We start from the raw sequence: 18,204 nt of genomic DNA on the forward strand, positions 1-18,204 counted from the left end.
AGCGGAGGTTGGAACGGTCGTGACTTGTGGCTTCCGGACCGGCGAGCGAATGCCCGGCACAGTTTTATGAAACGATGTGGTACAAGACGACGGGGAGATTCGGATGGAACGTCAAGGTACACCGACAGGTCCGGGGGAGCGTAGCGTGAACGAATCAGTCGAGACCGCCGCGGGTCCCGACGACATCGCGGAGATGGACATCACGGAACCGACCGTGACGTGGCTGGAAGTGTCTCATCCCCAACAGCCGATTCCCATCGGGGAGAAAGACCGCGTTCTCGACAGTCAGTTCAACGAAGAATACGACGTCTGGGAAGTGCTACTAGTCGCGCTTCCCGAAGACGACGAGGAAGAAGAAGACGAGTAGCTACAGCATATCCTTCTGTTTCAGCCCTTCGAGGAGGTCGTCCACGAGGGTGTCCACCTCGTCGTACGGGAAGTCCTGCGCGTCGGACATCTTCGTGGACAGCTCCATCGCGGTGAGGCTAACGTCACCGGCCTCGAAGCGCGTGCCGGGTCCGTTCGGCAGCGCGGGCACGAGGTCCATCGGGTTGCTGACCGGGAAGTCTGCGCCCTCGAATGCGTCGGTGAACTGTTCGCGGAGTTCGGCTTCGATTTCTTCGTCTGCCATGTCCGATGATATGTGTTGTTCGGGGCAAAAGGTTTCCGGAACAACGAAGAACTAGTTGAGTGTTTCTTGCGGCCGCCGTTCGCGGTTGGCTCGAACTCCGCCGCAACGCTCGTTGCCTCCACTCGGAGACGGTTTCGTCGTCCAGTCGCCTCAGAATTCGGGGACGTTCGTCGCCGAAACCCGGCATTACTCAACTGCGCACCCGGTTACGCTTCCATTGTAACGGCTGAGACTGCCGCTCGTGGCATTTTCGGCGCAATCGTCCGGTTCGGGGTGAAATATCACACGCCGATAACTTACCTGACCGTACTCCACCGATATCGGACATATAAATTAGTAATCTAATATTGAAGAGAAACCGTAAGGCTTGTAATATAGTAACCTTGCTTTGAAGATGCTATGGCACGCGACAAGACGGCACGCGAACGCGGTGAACGAGCGGTCAATCGGCGCTCCTTCCTCGGAGCGGCGGGCGCAGGTCTCGCTGGCGCTTTCGGCGTCGGCGCACTATCGAGCGACGCAAATGCGGCGGACTACCGGACGGTCACGGTTTCGGCTGGCAACACCCGAACGTTCAGCGTCGGGAGCGGCCAGACGCTGGAGAACCTCCTCATCGACATGACCGCCGACGGCGCGTCGGCGAAGATAACCGCCAGCGGCGACGGGTGGACGGTCCGAAACGTTGCGTTCAAGGGCAACCACCCCGGCGGCCACTACCTGTTCACGCCCTCGGTCTCGAAGGGTGGCACCGCCACGGTCGAGAACCTCTACATGGGCGACGGCCAGACCGAAGGCTCTGGTAAGGGTGCTATCTGGGTCAACGGTCCGGACCACTACGGCACGCTGAATTTCCGCAGGGTCAACATCCAGCATTTCATCGACAACGGTCTCTACGGCACCGACCCCGGCTACGACTACGCCGGAAGCCACGGCGGCGTCGTGAACGTCTACGACAGCTACTTCAACAGCAACAACATCTCCAACATCCGCGTCGGGTCCATCGACGGCCGGACCTGCTACGTCGAGAACTGCGTGGTCGAAGGCGGAAGCACGCGCGGCTGTGACGTCGGCTGTTCGTCGCCGGGCGCAAAGCAACCCCGTGGCGTCTGGGCGTGGTGGGGTCCGGTGGAAGTGACGGACTCGGACATCGGCAGTTCGCCCGCGCGAGTCGAACAGGACGGCAGAGCGGGCGATCCCCAGATTATCTCGAAGAACACACGCTGGGGGTCGGACGCGAACACGGGTCGCGTCCCCGACGGCGTCCCCATGACGCCCGACGAGGCCGCCAGCGGCACGTCGAGCGCCAGCGGCGGGTCAGGGTCGAACACCACGACCAGCGACACCGAGCAGTCCGACAGCGAGGGCGCGCTCCTCGAACTCGTCGCGGGACCGAACACGTCGAGCGTCTCCTACGAGTTCACCGTCGAGGGCGGCGTCGCAAAGCGCACCTCCGCGGGCGACGTGAAGGCCGAGGACAACGACAGCGTGACCGACAACGGCGACGGCACGGTGACCGTCTCCGGCGTCGCGGGCAACGGCTACGGCGACTCGTTCCTCGTGGACGGCGACGTGGTTTCGATGAATCTCGACGAGAGCCAGTGGACGCTCCGGTGGGAGGGCGAGGAGGTCAACGTCTCGGACCTCGTCCTGCCGAACAAGCTGGTCATCGACGGGAGCAACCGGCCGCGCCGCGCCAGTAGTTACACCTTCGAGGTCAGCGGCGAGGCGCGCAAGAGCGCCGCGCTCGGGTCGGTCAACGACTACGACACCGTCTCGGACGGCACCATCTCGGGCCGAATCGTCGGCGGCAAGGACGGCTACCGCTTCTCCGGCGAAATCACGGCGTTCAGCCTCGACGGTCCCGCGAACGTCCGCGTCGAGGACGGTTCCTGACTCGCTTTCGATTCGATAGCTCCGTTGTTCGGCGTTCTTTTTCTCGCGGTTGTCCAGTAAGGGGCGATTACCAGCGTGTCAGACCGCTCGTACGCTCCGTCGGCGAGGCGGTTGTCGGCGACTGATTCGGTCCCACGCGGCGTAGAACAAACCCTGCGCGCGAGCGAACGCCACTCGGGACATGAACTACCTCTTCTTCGCAAACACGCCCGCGCACGTCCACCTCTATCGCAACGCCGTCGCGGAGTTGAACGAGCGGGGCCACGAGACGCTGTTGCTGGCGCGCGACTACGGGTGTACGCTCGATTTGCTCGACTACTACGACCTGCCCCACGTCGTCTACGGAGAACTAGCGACGAGCAAATATTCGCTGGCCCGACAGCTTCCGCGCCACTACCTCACCATCGTCCGGGAGGCGCGGCGCTACGACCCGGACAAGATATTCGGCGTCGGAGCCTACGCCGCCCACGCTGGCGCAGTCACGGACACCCCGGTCGTCCTCGTCACCGACTCGGAGAACACCCACCTCGACCACGCCATCTCGCGGCCCTTCGCGGAGGCTTACCTCACACCACACACCTTCGACAAGGACCTCGGCGCGAAACACCACGTCTTCCGGGGGTTCAAGGAGTGTGCCTATCTCCACCCCGAGGAGTACGAACCGCAGGGAGACATCCGCAAGCGGTTGGGCGTCGGGCCGGACGGGGCGTTCGCCATCGTCCGCCTCAACGCCTTCGGGTCCCACCACGACGTGGGCCATGACGGGTTCACACCCGAGAAGCGCCGGAGACTGGTCGAGACGCTGGCCGAGCGGGCCACCGTCTTCGTCTCCGACGAGGGCGGGTCGATGGAGTTCTCGGACGTTCCGGCCCGGCCCTTCGACCTGCACCCCGCCCTGCTCCACGACGCGCTGGCCGAGGCCTCCCTGCTGGTCGCGGACACCCAGACGATGGTTACGGAGGCCGCGCTCTTGGGAACGCCCGCGATTCGCTCGAACTCCTTCGTCGGCGAGGACGACATGGGCAACTTCGCGGCACTCGAACGCGAAGGACTCATCTACAACCTCCGAGCGTTCGACGCGGTTTCGGAGACGGCGACTCGACTGCTCGCCGACGAGGGCGTCGCCGACGAGTGGGCGCAAAAGCGCGAGGCGTTCCTCGCTGACAAGGTGAACCTGACCGACCTCGTGGTGTCGGTGGCGACCGATTCGACGGCGCTCAGGTCGCTCCCGACCAAGCGGACCTACGAGCGGATGGTCGGCGAAGCGACGGTCTGACCGGGCGCGCCGGTCCGAAACGGAAAACGTCGCTACGTCTCGTCGCTCTCGTTCGTCACGCGCATCTCCAAGCCGTCGTTGTGGACGCGGTCCCGGTGGATGCCGAGACCGAGCGCCAGATAGCCGCTAATGACGAGTCCTGCGGTCAGGTCGAGTCTGTCGAGCAGCCCCGCGACGACGGCGGCGACGAGTCCGAACGCGCCGAGCGCGTACCCGACCGCGGGCGTCCGCGCGCCCGACTCGGTGAACTGGACCCGAAGCCGACGGCAGAAATTCGCCAACAGGAGCCACGATAGCTTGGGAACGAAGGTGCGATACCGAATGGTGCTCTCCTCGTCGCCGTAGATGGCCGGAATCGCCACGTCGGCGACCGCCATCCCGTGACAGTTGAGGCGGACCAGCAGTTCGTTTGCGAAGCCGTAGTCCTCGTAGAGTCCGTCGATGTCCAGTTGGTCGAGCGCGCGCAGCGAGATGGCGGTGTAACCGTTCTGCGGGTCGGTCGTCCGCCAGTAGCCGCTGGCGACCTGCGTCAGGAGCGTGAGCAGTTGGTTGCCGAACAGTCGGAACGGCGGCATCCCGTCGCGGTACTCCGAATCGACGAGTCGGGTCCCCTTGGCGTAGTCGGCCCCGTCGTTCACGATGGGGTCTAACAGCCTGTCAAGCAGGTCGGGGTCCATCTGGCCGTCGCCAGCGACGACGGCGGTCACGTCCATCTCGTCGTCGCGGGCGCGCCGATAGCCCGTCTTGATTGCGCCGCCGACGCCGCAGTTCTCCTCGTGGCGAATCGGGACGACCCGACGCGAGACGCCGACGCCGCCGTCGGCGATGGTCTGCTCGACGGACGAAGCGTCCGCGTCCCCGTTCGCGCGCTTGGCGCACTCGCGTATCTCCCGCCACGTATCGTCGGTCGAGCGGTCGTCCACGGCGTAGATGCGGTCCACGTAGTCGGGGATGGCGTCGATGACATCGGCGACAAATCCCTGTTCGTTGTAGGCCGGTACGACGACGCCGACCGTGTTTCCTTCGTACATCGTTTGAGTCCGGAGGCGTTCGTTCGAGCGAGCGACCCCGCCGACCTCGGCGGGACCGCGTCGGTCGCGTCGCTCCGCCGTCTGCTTGCGTCGCGCTGGCCTTTGTTATGCATCGACTTCGCAGTCGCCGGGAACAACGAGCGACTGCGAAGGGGTCGTTGGCGAGTCGGTACGCGCGACCACACGCGGAGTCACGCGATGGGTACCGCCGCCAGCAGAGCGATAGCGGCGTTTAACTCTATCGAGCGAGCAGTAACCGGTATGGACTTCGACTTCGACTTCGACCTCCTGGGCGAACTGACCGAGACCAGCGGCGTTCCCGGCTACGAGGACCGAATTCGCGGCCTCGTGCGCCGGGAGTTCGAGGGCGTGGCCGACTCGGTTCACACCGACGCGATGGGTAACGTCGTCGCCACCGTCGAGGGTGAGAGCGACTACTCGGTCGCTATCGCGGCCCACATGGACGAAATCGGCTTCATGGTCAAGCACGTCACCGACGACGGGTTCCTCCGAGTCGATACGCTCGGCGGGTGGGACCCCGACGTACTGCGCGCCCAGCGCGTGACGGTCCACACCGACGGGGAGGACTTGACCGGGGTCATCGGGTCCGTCCCGACTCACGTCAAGGACGACGACGAGGAGTTCTCCGTCTCGGACGTGACAATCGACCTCGGACTGCCCGCCGAGGAGGTACAAGAGCGCGTTTCGGTCGGCGACCTCGTCAGTATGGAACAGACCACCGAGCGAATCGGCGAGAACGTGACCGGCAAGGCGCTTGACGACCGGGTCTGTCTGTTCGCCATGCTCGAAGCCGCGAAGCGAATCGAGGACCCGGACGTGACGATTCACTTCTGCGCGACGGTCCAAGAGGAACTGGGGGTTCGCGGCGCGCCCGCGCTCGGTGCGGACCTCGACCCCGACCTCGCCGTCGCGCTTGACGTGACCGTCGCCAACGACATCCCGGCCGTCGAGAAGGAGAGCGAGTACGTCACGGAACTCGGCGACGGCGCGGCGATAAAGCTCAAAGACTCCAGCGTCGTCACGACGCCGAAGGTCCACCGCCGGATGCGCTCGGTGGCCGAGGACCGAGATGTGGACTACCAGTTGGAGGTGCTTCCCTCCGGGGCCACCGACACCTCGGGCTTCCAGAACACCCACGGTGCCAAGCCCGTCGGCGCGATTTCGATTCCGACGCGCTATCTCCACACCGTCACCGAGAGCGTCCACCACGCCGACGTGGAAGCGACCATCGACCTGTTGACCGCGTTCCTCGAAACCGAAACCGGGAATCACGACTACAGCCTGTAGCACCTGCGTCTGCGCAGGTCGATTCTCGCGCTCGGTGCAATGGTCCACGCGCGTGCGCTCGCCTCCTCGTTCTACCGAGTTCTCGCTTTTTCCACCTTACCAAGTTTTCGCTCCGCTTCACTGTCCACCAGTCACTAGCAACTGTACCGCGAGCGAGGGAGTGGTAGCGCGGCGCGGAGCGCCGCGCAAGTGACCGAGCGAGCGGCCCTTTTTTGATCCACATTTTTTTGAGGAGTGGTGCCCGCAGGGCGCGACCTCTGGTCGCGCCCGAGAACACCCGACGAGGAAAAAAGGTGGGTCGGTATCGAAAGTATAGAGTACCCACCTCCGTTAGCCCCGAGTATGAGCACGGAAGGAACCGAGTCGGTCACGCGGCGCGGATTCATGCGGACCGCCACGGGTGCCGCGGCCGCCGCGGGCGCGGCGGGAACTGCCGGTGCGGCAGAGAGTCAAGAGGAAGGCGGCGGTGGCGGGAGCCAAGAGGTCATCGTCGGTCCCGGCGGAAGCCTCGTCTACGACCCCGAAGAACTGACTATCGCACCGGGGACGACGGTGAACTTCGTCTGGGAGTCGGACAACCACAACATCGTCGTGGACAGCCAACCCGACGGCGCGGAGTGGGAGGGAACCGAAGGCGGCGCAAGCAAGACCTACAACAGCGGTCACGAGTATTCCCACACGTTCGAGACAACCGGGACCTACGAATACTTCTGCCAGCCCCACAAGACCGCAGGGATGGCGGCCTCCATCACGGTACAGGAAGGCGGCGCGAGCAGCGGGGGCGGCGGTCCCGCCATTCCGAGCAGCGCGAAGTCGCTCGGCGTCGCCACGACGGCGGCGATGGTGTTCACGCTCGGTCTCGCGTACTTCTTCATGAAGTACGGCGGCGACTACGGCCAAGCAGAATAGCGCGTTCGCGGCGGCGACCTCGATTTTCCGCGTTTCGGACAGTTACACCGTGTCGGGCGCCTCGTGAAGCGTCAACTCGACTTCGCGGCGCTGGCCTTCGAGGTCGGCCACGATGCGCTCGACGACGCGCTCGGCCTCCTTCAGGACGAGCGGTTTGACCTTGTCGATGACCCAGTCCAGCGAGACGAGGCGGGGCAGGTCCAGCATGTCGGAACTTGCCGAATCGGCGTCGAACTTGATGACGAGGCGGACCCGCGAGGCGGACTCGGCGTCAGACCGCGCGGCGTCCGGGGCGGGTTCGACTCGCCACTCGCCGTGCGCGCGGAGGTCCTTCGTGATTCGCCAGCCGATTCGCTCGGGGCGGTCGAACTCCGTCACCTCAGAGCGGACAACGTAGTTTAGTTTCCACCACTGGATGTGAATGTCGTACTCCGTGCCGGGTCCGCCGTCGCCGTTTGGTTCGACTCGGCCGAGGTGCTTCGAGTAGTCGGCGTAGCCCGGAAAATCAACGAGAAAGTCGTAGGTCTCTTCGGGCGGAACGTAGACGACGGTGCTGAGTTCGACGCTATCCACGCTGGCAACTTTCGAACGAACACGGCGTAAAACTTCCGGCGGTCGCGCCTCCGAACTCGCGCTGCTTCGACGGGTTTAAGTTTCGCATGGCCGTCGATTCGGGTGAGACAGGCGTTTACTGTCTACTGCCGTGCGGTCGCGGAGTCGCCGTCTTGGCGGCCCGTGACGATGACGACAACAGACAGTAACCTGTTTCACTGACCCGTAGGAGCGTCCTGCGTACTACGGAGGTGAACAATGGCAGATCAGGAGATAGAGCAAGCAGTCTCTCGCGCACTCGAGGATGCACCTGAGCGGAACTTCCGCGAAACGGTGGACCTTGCGATTAACTTGCGCGATCTCGATTTGAACGAACCGTCGAACCGCGTAGACGAAAGTATCGTTCTCCCGTCCGGAACCGGACAGGAGACGAAAATTGTCGTGTTCGCAGAGGGCGAGACCGCCCTCCGCGCCGAAGACGTTGCCGACGAAGTCTTCGACAGCGACGACCTCGAAGACCTCGGCGACGACGACGACGAGGCGAAGGACCTCGCCGACGAGACCGACTTCTTCATCGCCGAAGCGGCACTGATGCAAGACATCGGTCGGTATCTCGGTACCATCCTCGGTCCGCGAGGGAAGATGCCGGAACCGCTTCAGCCCGACGACGACGTCGTCGAGACCGTCCAGCGGATGAAGAATACGGTCCAGCTTCGGAGTGGCGACCGGCGTACCTTCCACACCCGCGTGGGTGCGGAGAACATGGACGCCGAAGAAATCGGCGACAACATCGACGTGATTCTTCGCCGACTCCACTCGAACCTCGAAAAGGGTCCGCTCAACATCGACAACGTCTACGTGAAGACGACGATGGGACCGTCCGTGGAGGTGGCCTAACATGTCGGCCGAACGCAAGACCGAGACAATCCCCCAGTGGAAAAAGGCCGAGGTTGACGACATCGTTGACCTCATTGAAGGCTACAGCAGTGTCGGCATCGTCAACGTGACGGGCATCCCGTCGCGCCAGCTACAGACGATGCGGCGCAACCTCCACGGAAGCGCCGAACTGCGTATCAGCCGGAACACGCTGCTCTCGCGCGCCCTCGACGAAGTCGATGAGGGTATGGAAGAGCTGAAGCAGTACGTCTCCGGCGAAGTCGGACTCATCGGCACGAACGACAACCCGTTCGGGCTGTATCAGGAACTCGAAGCCTCGAAGAGTCCGGCTCCGATTAGCGCTGGCGAGGTCGCGCCCAACGACATCCTCATCCCCGAGGGTGACACGGGCGTTGACCCTGGCCCGTTCGTGGGCGAACTCCAGAGCATCGGCGCTTCGGCCCGCATCATGGAAGGGTCCATCCACGTCACCGAGGACAGCGTCGTCGCCGAGGAAGGCGACGAGGTGTCCGAGGAAGTGGCCAACGTCCTCGCAGAACTCGGCATGGAGCCGAAGGAAGTGGGACTGGACCTTCGCGGTGTCTTCTCCGACGGTGTCCTGTTCGAGTCCGACGAACTGGCCATCGATGTCGAGGAGTACCGCGCGGACGTGCAGGCCGCCGCGGCCCGCGCCCGCAACCTCTCGGTCAACGCGGTCTACCCGACCGCCCAGACCGCGCCGACGCTCGTCCGGAAGGCCGAGGGCGAGGCCAAGAGCCTCGGTCTGCAGGCCGAAATCGAGAGTCCGGACGTTGTGCCGGACCTCGTGAGCAAGGCGGACGGACAGGTTCGCGCGCTCGCCGCGCAAATCGACGACGAGGAGGCACTGCCCGAGGAGCTTTCTAACGTCGAAGCTCCCGCCGCAGGTGCCGCCATCGAGGAATCGAGCGACGAAGAAACCGAATCCGACACCGAGACCGAGGACGCCGACGCCGAAGACGAGGAAGACGACGGCGACGACGAGGACGGCGGCGACGCACTCGGCGAGATGTTCGGATAACCAACCACTACACAACTACTAACAATGGAATACGTTTACGCTGCACTCATCCTGAACGAATCGGGCGAAGAGATCAACGAAGAGAACCTCACCAACGTGCTCGACGCCGCAGGCGTCGATGTCGAGGAATCCCGTGTCAAGGCGCTTGTCGCCGCGCTCGAGGATGTTGACATCGAGGAAGCGGTCGAGCAGGCTGCGGCCGTACCCGCTGGCGGAGCCGCCGCAGGCGGCGCTGCCGCAGAGAGCGGTGCCGACGAAGAGTCCGCCGACGAGGAAGGCGGCGACGAAGAGGAAGAGACCGAAGCGGACGACGGCGACGACGACGAGGACGAAGACGCAGACGGCGAAGGTCTCGGCGAACTCTTCGGTTAAATCGGCGTCCCGTTCCGGAACCCGACGTTTCAGAACTCGATTTTTCTTTCGCACGCTACCGAAGAGTGGCTACTGGGTGACTGTCGAACGGTCGGATTTCTAGAGAGGCGTCACTCGGTTTCGCGTCACCCCGACTTCACGCTCTCGGCAACCATGCTTTCACGAACCCAAATGAACTTTCAGTGAAGTTTCCGTAAGGGTCAAAGTCTGAGGGCAAGAATTGAGGGGTATGAGCGCAGATTCCGAACAGCAGTCGATTCGCTGCCTCGTCGCCAAAGTCGGACTTGACGGGCACGACCGCGGCGCACACGTCATCGCGCGGGCGTTCCGCGACGCCGGGTTCGAGGTCATTTACTCGGGGCTTCACAACGCGCCCGACGAAATCGTGCAGGCGGCGGTCCAAGAGGACGTGAACGTGCTGGGCATCTCCATCCTCTCGGGTGCCCACAACACGCTCGTCCCCAAAATCATCGAGGGTCTCAAGGAGTACGACGCCTTCGAGGACACCCTCATCCTCGTCGGCGGGGTCGTCCCCGACGACGACAAGGCGGAACTCAAGGAACTGGGCGTCGCCGAGGTGTTCGGTCCCGGCACGCCGATGGAGGAGACCATCGAGTTCGTCCGCGAGAACGCCCCGCAGCGATGAGCGGTGAACCCGACCACGCCGAACTGCTCGAAGAACTGCTGGCGGGCAAGCACCGCGCGCTGGCCCGTACCATCACCAAAATCGAGAACCGCGCGCCGGGGTACCGAAACCTCGTCTCGCAACTCCACCAGCACACCGGCGACGCCGAGGTCATCGGCATCACGGGCAGTCCCGGCGCTGGCAAATCGACGCTTGTGGACAAGATGGCCAACTACTACCGCGAGCGCGGCGAGACGGTTGGCGTCATCGCGGTTGACCCCTCTTCGCCGTTCACGGGTGGTGCCGTCCTCGGCGACCGCATCCGGATGGCGAGCAACGTCGGCGACATGGACGTGTTCTTCCGGTCGATGTCGGCCCGCGGTACGCTCGGCGGCCTCTCGACCGCGACCACGGACGCGGTGAAGGCGCTCGACGCCTTTGGCAAGGACAAGATACTCATCGAGACGGTCGGCGCTGGCCAGAACGAGATAGACATCGTGAAGTCCGCCGACACGGTCACGGTGCTGGTCCCACCGGGAAGCGGCGACGACGTGCAGATGCTCAAAGCGGGCATCCTCGAAATCGCCGACGTGTTCGTCGTCAACAAGGCCGACCTCGCGGGCGCGGACCGAACCGTGCAGGAACTCCGCGAGATGGTCCACATGCAACAGGACAACACGGCGAGTCTCGCCACGGGCCACCACGGCGCGGGCGCGACCAGCGACGAGCGCGACGAAGGAGACGACGCCGACGACGAGACCGATAGCTGGGACCCCCAAATCGTGGAGACCGTCGCCAAGGACGGCGAGGGCGTCGAGACGCTGGTCGAGACGCTCGCGGACCACGCCGACTACCTCGCCGAGTCGGGCCTGCTCGAAGAGAAGGCCCGGATGCGCTACGCCGAGGAGATTCGCAATCTGCTCCGCGACGACGTGGGCACCCTGCTGGAGGACGAAATCGAGCGACAGGGCGGCATCGAAGCGTTCGCCCAACAGGTCCTCGAACGCGAGACCGACCCCTACTCGGTCGCAGACGAGGTTATCGGCCCGCTCGAAGACTGCCTCGAAGAGTAGTCCGGCCACGTCTTTTTGCTCGAACGTTTTCGTCCCGGTGGCCCGTCCGACTCGACTGACGCTCCCGTTATCACGTAGAACTAACAACGACCCGTCCCTACGATGGTGCGTGAATCAGTTGCGACGCTGGTATCGGCGTCTCGACGAGTGGACGCAAAGCCTCTCTCGGCTCGGATACGCGGTCTTGACGGGCGCAACTGCCTTCTGTAGCTATCTCCTCGTCGGTAGCTTCTTCGGGAAGTTCGCCGTCGTTAGCGCGGTCGCAATGGGTCTCACGCTCACGGTACTTTACTACGCGTTAGACCCACGAGAGCAATAGCAACATCACTGTCGGAACGTGGACGTAAACAGCACCGCCGCTCGTCGGTCGAACGTCTGAGAAAAGTCCGTCTCGAACGCGGAAAACGCGAAAGCTCAGCGACGTTAAATCTCGCTCTCGAAGTCGTCGAGCGAGTAGGCGGGTTCGGCACCGCGGCGGTCGAGCGTCTCGTTGGCCAGCAGCCAGTAGACGACCGACAGCGCCTTTCGACCCTTGTTGTTCGTCGGAACCACGAGGTCCACGTTGCTCGTGTTGTTGTTGGAGTCGCACATGGCGATGACCGGAATGCCCACCGTGATGGCCTCCTTGACCGCTTGGGCGTCACCGATGGGGTCGGTCACGACCAGCACGTCCGGCTCGATGTAGCCGTCGTACTTGGGGTTGGTCAGGGTGCCGGGGATGAACCGGCCGGTCCGGGCGCGCGCGCCGACCGCGTCGGCGAACTTCTCTGCCGGGAAGCGGCCGTACTGGCGCGAGGACGTGACCAGAATCTGCTCGGGGCTGTAGTTCGAGAGGAAGTCCGCCGCGGTTCGGATGCGGCTGTCGGTCTTCGAAACGTCGAGGACGTACAGGCCGTCGGTCCGGACGCGGTGGATGAACCGCTCCATGTCCTGGGTCTTCTGCTGGGTACCGATGTGGACGCCAGCGCCGAGGTACTCCTCGACGGGGATGAGGAGGTCGGCCTCCTCTTGGTTCTCCATGACGTTCTCGTCGAGGTTCGGTCCCTCGTCTTCCTCGGTCGTTTCTTCGTCGTCGGCCTGCGCCGCCACGTCCTCGTCGGGCTGTTCGGACGGCTCCGCGCCGCCAGCGCCCTCGGGTTCGGTGTCGTTCTCCGATTCCGCGGCGTCGAGGCCTTCTTCGTCTACCTGTTCGGTGTCGTTTTCGCTCATAGTCGTGATACGTTTTGCTCGATGCGAATGAGTTCGTTGAGCTTGGCGGTTCGCTCGCCGCCGACCGCGCCCGTCTTGATGTACGGGGCACCGGTCGCCACGGCGAGGTGTGCGATGGTCGTGTCTTCGGTCTCTCCGCTCCGGTGGGAGATGACTGGCTGGTAGCCGCTCTGGACCGCGAGTTCGACGGCGTCTACAGCGTCCGAGAGCGTGCCGATCTGGTTGGGCTTGACCAAGATAGAGTTGCCAGCGTCCTGTTCGATGCCCGTCTCCAGTCGCTCGACGTTGGTGACGAACAGGTCGTCGCCGCAAACGAGCGTTCGGTCGCCGACTTTTCGGGTCAACTCCGCGAACCCGGCATAGTCGTCCTCGTCAAGCGGGTCCTCGACGTACGCGAGGTCGTACTCGTCAACGAGGTCGGCGATGTACTCTATCTGTTCGTCGGTCGAACGGGTCGTCTCGCGGTAGACGTACTCCTCATCGTCCTCGTCGTACATCTCCGCACCGGCCACGTCGAGACCGACCTTGATCTCGAAGCCGAATTCGTCGGCGACCGAGTCGGTGGCCTCCGCCATCAACTCGAACGCCTCGTCGTCCTCGATGGACGGTGCCCACGCGCCTTCGTCGCCTTTTCCGGCGGCGATATCGCGCTCGGTCAGCAGGTCGTGGACCTCCTGATGGACCGCGGCGTTGGCGAACACCGCGTCTTGGACGTTCGGCGCGCCGACGGGCGCGGCGAGGAACTCCTGAATCGCGGTCGCGTCCTCGGCGTGTTCGCCGCCGCCGATGACGTTGCCCAGCGGCGTCGGGAACTCTTCACCGCGGAACGCGCCGCCGAGGTGCTGGTAGAGCGGTGCGCCGGTTACGTCGGCCGCGGCCTTCGAGGCGGCCATGCTGATGGCGACCGCGCTGTTCGCACCGATTTCGGAGAAGTCGTCCGTGCCGTCGGCCGCGCGAAGCGTGCGGTCCACGTCGCGCTGGTCGCCGACGAAGACTTTCCCCTCCAACCGCGGGACGGCGTGTTCGCGGGCCGAGGCGATGGCCTCGCTCGGGTTGAGTTCGATGGCCTCGTACTCGCCGGTCGAGGCTCCGCTCGGGGCCGCCGCACGGCCGAAGCCACCACTTTCGGTGACCACGTCGGCCTCGACCGTCCGATTTCCTCGGGAGTCGAGCACCTGTCGGAGCCGAACCTCGCTGACGAGCGTCATTTCTCACCTCGGCGTACCGTGAACGGCAGGACGCCAGCGTCGTACTCGTCGGCCGCGATGAGTATCGGCTCCGTCTCCTCGGTGTCGGTCAGCACGGGTGCGCCGTACGACACCTGCAGGGCGCGTGCCCCGATGATTCGGGCCTTCTCGTAGCGGGAGTAGCGTTGCTGAGCCATTACTGGTAGGGAGCGACGATGTCGACGAGGTCCTTGTGCGAGACGAGCATTCGGCGACAGCACTGTCGTTCGACGCCGAGTTCGTCGAGGACCTTTTCGGGGTCCTCGTCGCCCTCCTTCGTCGCCGACCGTGCTTTGAACTCTTCCCAGTACTCCCCGACGACCTTTCCGCAGGTGAAACAGCGGACTGGTACCATCATGGCTTATCGTGCCTCCGTCGTGGACCGCGGGTTTCCTGTCATAGTGATCAGCGGTAAGATTTCTGGTAGCGGGCGCGAGCGCCGGGACCGCCCCACTTCTTCGGCTCGGAACGCCGCGAGTCGTTGACCAGCAGCGACCGGTCGAATTCGATGAACGCGTCCCGAAGCTCGGCGTCGTTCGTGTACTGGACCAGACCGCGCGCGATGGCGGTCCGGACTGCGTCGGCCTGTCCGCTGATGCCGCCGCCCTGCACGTCGACTTCAACGTCCACGTCGTCGCGCAACTCGTCGCCACCGATGCGGAACGGCTCCAGCATCTTCAGCTGTGCCGTCTCCGGTTCGACCAGCTCGACGGGCTGGGAGTTGATTCGCACTCGTCCCTCGCCGTCCGTGACGGTGGCGCGGGCGATGGCCGTCTTCTTCTTTCCGCTCGTGTTGGTTACCATGTGACGTTAGCACCCAGATTCTTGCTGATTTCGCCCAGCTGGACGAATCGGATGTTCGAGAGTCGGTCCAGCGAGGTCCCGTCGAGAACCTCCCCGTCGTCGTCGTGGGGATTGCCGACGTAGACCCGGACGTTCTCGAAGGCTTCCCGACCGCGGTCTTGCTTGTAGGGAACCATCCCGCGGATGGTCCGCTTGAAGATCATGTCGGGGCGCTTGGGGTAGTACGGACCGCTGTCCGAACCCAGTTCGGCGCGCTTCTCGTATTTCGCCATCACGTCGTCTTCGCTTCCGGTGATGACCGCGTCCTCGGCGTTGACTACCGCGACACGCTCGCCATCGAGGGCGCGCTGTGCAACTTGGCTCGCCACGCGACCGAGGATACAGTCGCGGGCATCAACCACTACGTCTGCGTCGAATTCTGCGAGACTCATCGGATCACCCGTACGTTCGAGCCGTCGGGGTTCTGTTCGACTACCTGTTCGAGTTCGAGAGCCTCACCGTCCGCTTGCTGAATCTTCGTCTCCGCGGTGGACGAAAAGTCCACGGCGGCGACGGTGACGGTCTTCTGCAGTGCTCCGCTTCCGAGAACCTTGCCGGGCACGACGACGGTCTCGTCTTCCTCGGCGTATCGCTCGATGCGACCGAGGTTGACTTCCGCGTAGGTGCTCCGGGGCTTCTCGAGGCGGTCTGCGACAGTACTCCACACGTCGGCGTCCGAGTCGCGGGACTCCGACTTCAGATCAGCGATGAGACTGGTGAGCCTCGGATTCGTCTTGCTCATAATACTTCCTCCTGATGGGAATGAAAATTGCAGTGCAGGGAGCAGGATTTGAACCTGCGAACTCCTACGAGACAGCGCCCTGAACGCTGCGCCGTTGGCCTGACTTGGCTATCCCTGCACGTAGAACACACGTGCAACCCTTCGCGGGCAACTGTGTGTTGTGGGTGGCCCTTCAAACCACTTTCGGTCTGCGTTCGGAATCGCACGCCCGCACGGCGATTGCACTGCTGGCCGAGACGGGCGAACGCCGAAATGTGGTTTGAAGTGCCCTGCATGGTTCTACAGTTGTACTGCTTGTTCGAGTTCGTCGGCGCGGTCGCTAATCGTCGCGGCCGCTTCCGTCACGAGCTCGTCGATGGTCAGCGACCCGTCGGTCTCGACGTGGAAGACGAACGCGTTGTCTACGTCGTGGACCTCGATCTCCTTGCCGGGATACCGGTTCGTGAGGTCGTGGTCGAACTCCGCGGTCGAGACGAGTTCGCCGTCGTCTTCGATGACACCGCGCAGGATTCGGGTCTCTTCGGCCTCGTCGTACTCGTCACGGTCGCCGACGACCTCCACGCGCTGGAGGTGTCGGTAGCCGACGGCCACGCCGCCCTGATGTTTGGCGTGGTCCTTCCCCGACGAGAGGACGGCGTCGGCTTCGAGTTCGAGCCGTTGGTCGTCCTTCAAGTCGATGATGGGAACGTTGTCGTCGGCCGGTTGGACCATCTCGTCGGAACTCACGAGGTCGCCCGAGTAGGCGGTCCCCGGACCCGATACGTCGAGGCTGAGAGTGACGGTGTCGCCCTCCTCGAACTCGCCGAGCGGCGTGCTGAGGGGCACGAGACCGAGCCGTAGACCGATCTGCTCGTCGAACATCACCGACGAGTTCTCGACCATCCGGACCGTGTCGATAGAGAGTGTCGGCACGTCCGCGACGATGGCGCGGCGAATACCGTTGGCGAACGCCGGGGTCACGCCTCGAACGAGGAACCGAGACTGTCGGTCGCCGCGTTCGATGAACTCAACCTCGTACTCTTCTGTCATGGGTTAGAATCCACTCTTGCCCTTGGGGGCGCGGGTGCCGTCGTGCGGGATGGGGGTCACGTCCTCGATACGACCGATTTCGAGTCCGGCGCGAGCCAAGGCCCGAATCGTCGCCTGCGCGCCCGGTCCGGGGTTCTGCTGGAGATTGCCGCCGGGACCGCGCACGTTGACGTGAACGCCGTCGATGCCCGCGGCCTTGACTTCTTCTGCGACCGTCTCGGCCATCTGCATCGCGGCGTACGGCGAGGACTCGTCGCGGTTCTGCTTGACGACCGTCCCGCCGGAGGACTTGGCGATGGTCTCAGCACCGGTCAGGTCAGTGACCGTGATGATGGTGTTGTTGAACGATGCGTGAACGTGGGCTACGCCCCATTTTTCGTCGTCGTTTGCGCTCATTCGTTACCCTCCGCTCGTTCGGGGTGGAGTTCGTCCGACAGCGGACTGTTCTCCTCGAACTCGACAGCGGACTCCTCGGCCACTTCGACCTTGTACGAGGGAGCCTGCACGCGCTGGCCGTCAACGGTAACGTGTCCGTGGACGACGAACTGTCGAGCCTGATTCGGCGTGTTGCCCAGACCTTTGCGGTAGGCAACTGTCTGAAGACGCCGCTCCAGCACGTCGGTTACGTCCAGCAGCAGGACATCGTCCAGTTCGTCGCCGTCGTCGAGGACGCCGATTCGCTGGAGTGCCGTGACGAACTCTTCGCCCTCAACCATCTCGGTGTCACCCTGCGCTCGCTGCGCGAGGATGTTCCGGGCTTCGCGGCGGTAGCTACGAAGCTTCGACTGGGCGCGCCAGAGTTCTTGCTTGTTCTGCAGGCCGTAGCGGTCGAGGAGACTGCGTTCCTCGGAGATACGCTCGCCCTGATAGGGATGGTTCGGCGTCTCGTAGAACTTGGTGTTCTGTCCGAGCGCCATTATTCTTCACCACCCTCGTCTGCGGCCTCTTCGGCCGCCTGCTCTTCTTTGATCTCCTCGACGTTGACGCCGATGGTGCCCTCGGTACGCCCCGTCGAACGGGTGCGCTGTCCGCGGACCTTCTGGCCACGCTTGTGGCGGACGCCCTTGTACGAGTCGATCATCTTCATCCGGTTGATGTCCTGTCGACGGGTCATGTTCAGGTCGTTGCCCGTCTGGTGGGTCGTCTCTCCGGAGAAGTACTCGTTGCGGTGGTTAGCGAGCCATTCAGGGACCTCGTCGGCGAAGTTCTCGACGGCCTCGACGACGGTATCGATCTCGTCGTCTTCGAGGCGTCCGAACGTCGCCGTGCGATCTACGCCGGTCTTGTCGGCGATGATTCGCGCCGCTCGGCGACCGATCCCGTTCAGTTCGCTCAGGGATCGTTCGACGGACTTCGTCCCATCGAGGTCGGTTTGCCCGATGCGGACGAAATAGCGGAGGTCCTCGTCTTCCTCCTGTGGTTCTTCCGTACTCATGGTTTGGATACTGAAAGCGTCGAGGGAGGGATTCGAACCCTCGAGGCTTGACGCCACAGAGTTAGCAACCCTGCGCCGTGGGCCAGACTAGGCTACCTCGACACGCTTGCATTC

25 protein-coding genes and 2 tRNA genes are annotated in these 18,204 nt (G+C 63.8%); 11 read left to right on the forward strand and 16 right to left on the reverse strand.

Annotated features, from left to right (window positions below):
- Positions 1-145: 145 nt before the first annotated feature.
- Positions 146-367: a hypothetical protein gene (locus tag EP007_RS11815; protein ID WP_128477848.1), complete on the forward strand. Its 222-nt coding sequence runs from the start codon at positions 146-148 to the stop codon at positions 365-367.
- On the opposite strand, the gene EP007_RS11820 is transcribed toward EP007_RS11815, so the two are convergent.
- Complete coding sequence (locus EP007_RS11820) at positions 368-631, reverse strand: MTH865 family protein (RefSeq protein WP_128477849.1); 264 nt, start codon at positions 629-631, stop codon at positions 368-370. It lies immediately after the preceding gene.
- Positions 632-1,030: 399 nt separating this feature from the next.
- On the opposite strand from EP007_RS11820, the gene EP007_RS11825 reads away from it, so the two are divergent.
- Both EP007_RS11825 and EP007_RS11830 read left to right on the forward strand, forming a co-directional pair.
- The gene (locus EP007_RS11825) at positions 1,031-2,524 is read left to right on the forward strand and encodes a hypothetical protein (protein ID WP_128477850.1); all 1,494 of its coding nucleotides are present in this window, start codon (positions 1,031-1,033) and stop codon (positions 2,522-2,524) included.
- A 181-nt stretch (positions 2,525-2,705) separates the two neighbouring features.
- Positions 2,706-3,800 carry a DUF354 domain-containing protein gene (locus tag EP007_RS11830; RefSeq protein ID WP_128477851.1) on the forward strand — a complete coding sequence of 365 codons (1,095 nt, stop codon included), beginning with the start codon at positions 2,706-2,708 and terminating at the stop codon, positions 3,798-3,800.
- Positions 3,801-3,832: 32 nt separating this feature from the next.
- Here the strand turns inward: EP007_RS11830 and EP007_RS11835 are convergent, their stop codons facing one another.
- Positions 3,833-4,831, reverse strand: coding sequence for a glycosyltransferase family 2 protein (locus tag EP007_RS11835; RefSeq protein WP_128477852.1), 999 nt, complete (start codon positions 4,829-4,831; stop codon positions 3,833-3,835).
- Between the two features lie 261 nt (positions 4,832-5,092).
- On the opposite strand from EP007_RS11835, the gene EP007_RS11840 reads away from it, so the two are divergent.
- Together EP007_RS11840 and EP007_RS11845 are read left to right on the forward strand one after the other, a co-directional pair.
- Positions 5,093-6,139, forward strand: a complete 1,047-nt coding sequence (locus EP007_RS11840) for a M42 family metallopeptidase (protein ID WP_128477853.1) — start codon at positions 5,093-5,095, stop codon at positions 6,137-6,139.
- A 342-nt stretch (positions 6,140-6,481) separates the two neighbouring features.
- Positions 6,482-7,048 (forward strand): plastocyanin/azurin family copper-binding protein, encoded by a 567-nt coding sequence (locus EP007_RS11845; RefSeq protein ID WP_128477854.1) that lies wholly within the window; start codon positions 6,482-6,484, stop codon positions 7,046-7,048.
- 42 nt (positions 7,049-7,090) lie between these two features.
- Here EP007_RS11845 and EP007_RS11850 read toward each other — a convergent pair whose 3' ends face one another.
- On the reverse strand, positions 7,091-7,621 hold the full coding sequence (locus tag EP007_RS11850) for an SRPBCC family protein (RefSeq protein ID WP_128477855.1): 531 nt from the start codon (positions 7,619-7,621) through the stop codon (positions 7,091-7,093).
- 237 nt (positions 7,622-7,858) lie between these two features.
- Here EP007_RS11850 and EP007_RS11855 point away from each other — a divergent pair, with 237 nt between their 5' ends.
- The 6 genes from EP007_RS11855 (at position 7,859) to EP007_RS11880 (ending at position 11,925) form a co-directional block, all read left to right on the forward strand.
- A complete protein-coding gene (locus EP007_RS11855) occupies positions 7,859-8,497 on the forward strand; it encodes a 50S ribosomal protein L1 (protein ID WP_128477856.1) in 639 nt (212 codons plus the stop codon).
- Between the two features lies 1 nt (position 8,498).
- Positions 8,499-9,536, forward strand: a complete 1,038-nt coding sequence (locus EP007_RS11860) for a 50S ribosomal protein L10 (protein ID WP_128477857.1) — start codon at positions 8,499-8,501, stop codon at positions 9,534-9,536.
- 24 nt (positions 9,537-9,560) lie between these two features.
- Entirely contained in the window at positions 9,561-9,908 is a 348-nt protein-coding gene (gene rpl12p, locus EP007_RS11865; protein WP_128477858.1) for a 50S ribosomal protein P1, read from the forward strand.
- Positions 9,909-10,137: 229 nt separating this feature from the next.
- On the forward strand, positions 10,138-10,554 hold the full coding sequence (locus EP007_RS11870) for a cobalamin B12-binding domain-containing protein (protein ID WP_128477859.1): 417 nt from the start codon (positions 10,138-10,140) through the stop codon (positions 10,552-10,554).
- Positions 10,551-11,606, forward strand: coding sequence for a methylmalonyl Co-A mutase-associated GTPase MeaB (gene meaB / locus EP007_RS11875; protein WP_128477860.1), 1,056 nt, complete (start codon positions 10,551-10,553; stop codon positions 11,604-11,606). The genes EP007_RS11870 and meaB overlap by 4 nt, the downstream gene beginning before the upstream one ends.
- A 109-nt stretch (positions 11,607-11,715) precedes the next feature.
- Positions 11,716-11,925, forward strand: a complete 210-nt coding sequence (locus EP007_RS11880) for a hypothetical protein (RefSeq protein WP_128477861.1) — start codon at positions 11,716-11,718, stop codon at positions 11,923-11,925.
- Positions 11,926-12,029: 104 nt separating this feature from the next.
- Here EP007_RS11880 and rpsB read toward each other — a convergent pair whose 3' ends face one another.
- The 13 genes from rpsB to EP007_RS11945 all read right to left on the reverse strand — a co-directional run bounded on the left by rpsB (position 12,030) and on the right by EP007_RS11945 (position 18,192).
- Positions 12,030-12,815: a 30S ribosomal protein S2 gene (rpsB, locus tag EP007_RS11885; protein ID WP_128477862.1), complete on the reverse strand. Its 786-nt coding sequence runs from the start codon at positions 12,813-12,815 to the stop codon at positions 12,030-12,032.
- The gene (gene eno / locus EP007_RS11890) at positions 12,812-14,023 is read right to left on the reverse strand and encodes a phosphopyruvate hydratase (protein ID WP_128477863.1); all 1,212 of its coding nucleotides are present in this window, start codon (positions 14,021-14,023) and stop codon (positions 12,812-12,814) included. Before eno ends, rpsB begins: the two co-directional genes overlap by 4 nt.
- Complete coding sequence (locus EP007_RS11895; protein WP_128477864.1) at positions 14,020-14,199, reverse strand: DNA-directed RNA polymerase subunit K; 180 nt, start codon at positions 14,197-14,199, stop codon at positions 14,020-14,022. The genes eno and EP007_RS11895 overlap by 4 nt, the downstream gene beginning before the upstream one ends.
- Positions 14,199-14,399, reverse strand: coding sequence for a DNA-directed RNA polymerase subunit N (locus EP007_RS11900; RefSeq protein ID WP_115795493.1), 201 nt, complete (start codon positions 14,397-14,399; stop codon positions 14,199-14,201). Before EP007_RS11900 ends, EP007_RS11895 begins: the two co-directional genes overlap by 1 nt.
- A 47-nt stretch (positions 14,400-14,446) precedes the next feature.
- On the reverse strand, positions 14,447-14,845 hold the full coding sequence (locus EP007_RS11905; protein ID WP_128477865.1) for a 30S ribosomal protein S9: 399 nt from the start codon (positions 14,843-14,845) through the stop codon (positions 14,447-14,449).
- Entirely contained in the window at positions 14,839-15,276 is a 438-nt protein-coding gene (locus tag EP007_RS11910) for a 50S ribosomal protein L13 (protein WP_128477866.1), read from the reverse strand. Before EP007_RS11910 ends, EP007_RS11905 begins: the two co-directional genes overlap by 7 nt.
- Entirely contained in the window at positions 15,273-15,626 is a 354-nt protein-coding gene (locus EP007_RS11915; protein ID WP_208023492.1) for a 50S ribosomal protein L18e, read from the reverse strand. Before EP007_RS11915 ends, EP007_RS11910 begins: the two co-directional genes overlap by 4 nt.
- Before the next feature lie 33 nt (positions 15,627-15,659).
- Positions 15,660-15,744, reverse strand: a tRNA-Leu gene (locus EP007_RS11920).
- 161 nt (positions 15,745-15,905) lie between these two features.
- Positions 15,906-16,655, reverse strand: coding sequence for a DNA-directed RNA polymerase subunit D (locus tag EP007_RS11925; RefSeq protein WP_128477868.1), 750 nt, complete (start codon positions 16,653-16,655; stop codon positions 15,906-15,908).
- Positions 16,656-16,658: 3 nt separating this feature from the next.
- Positions 16,659-17,051, reverse strand: a complete 393-nt coding sequence (locus EP007_RS11930; RefSeq protein WP_128477869.1) for a 30S ribosomal protein S11 — start codon at positions 17,049-17,051, stop codon at positions 16,659-16,661.
- A complete protein-coding gene (locus EP007_RS11935) occupies positions 17,048-17,572 on the reverse strand; it encodes a 30S ribosomal protein S4 (RefSeq protein ID WP_128477870.1) in 525 nt (174 codons plus the stop codon). Before EP007_RS11935 ends, EP007_RS11930 begins: the two co-directional genes overlap by 4 nt.
- Positions 17,572-18,090, reverse strand: a complete 519-nt coding sequence (locus EP007_RS11940) for a 30S ribosomal protein S13 (RefSeq protein ID WP_128477871.1) — start codon at positions 18,088-18,090, stop codon at positions 17,572-17,574. The genes EP007_RS11935 and EP007_RS11940 overlap by 1 nt, the downstream gene beginning before the upstream one ends.
- Positions 18,091-18,107: 17 nt before the next feature.
- Positions 18,108-18,192: transfer RNA gene (locus EP007_RS11945), tRNA-Ser, on the reverse strand.
- Between the last annotated feature and the right edge of the window lie 12 nt (positions 18,193-18,204).

This window comes from Halorussus pelagicus (assembly GCF_004087835.1).
GTDB classification, from domain to species: domain Archaea; phylum Halobacteriota; class Halobacteria; order Halobacteriales; family Haladaptataceae; genus Halorussus; species Halorussus pelagicus.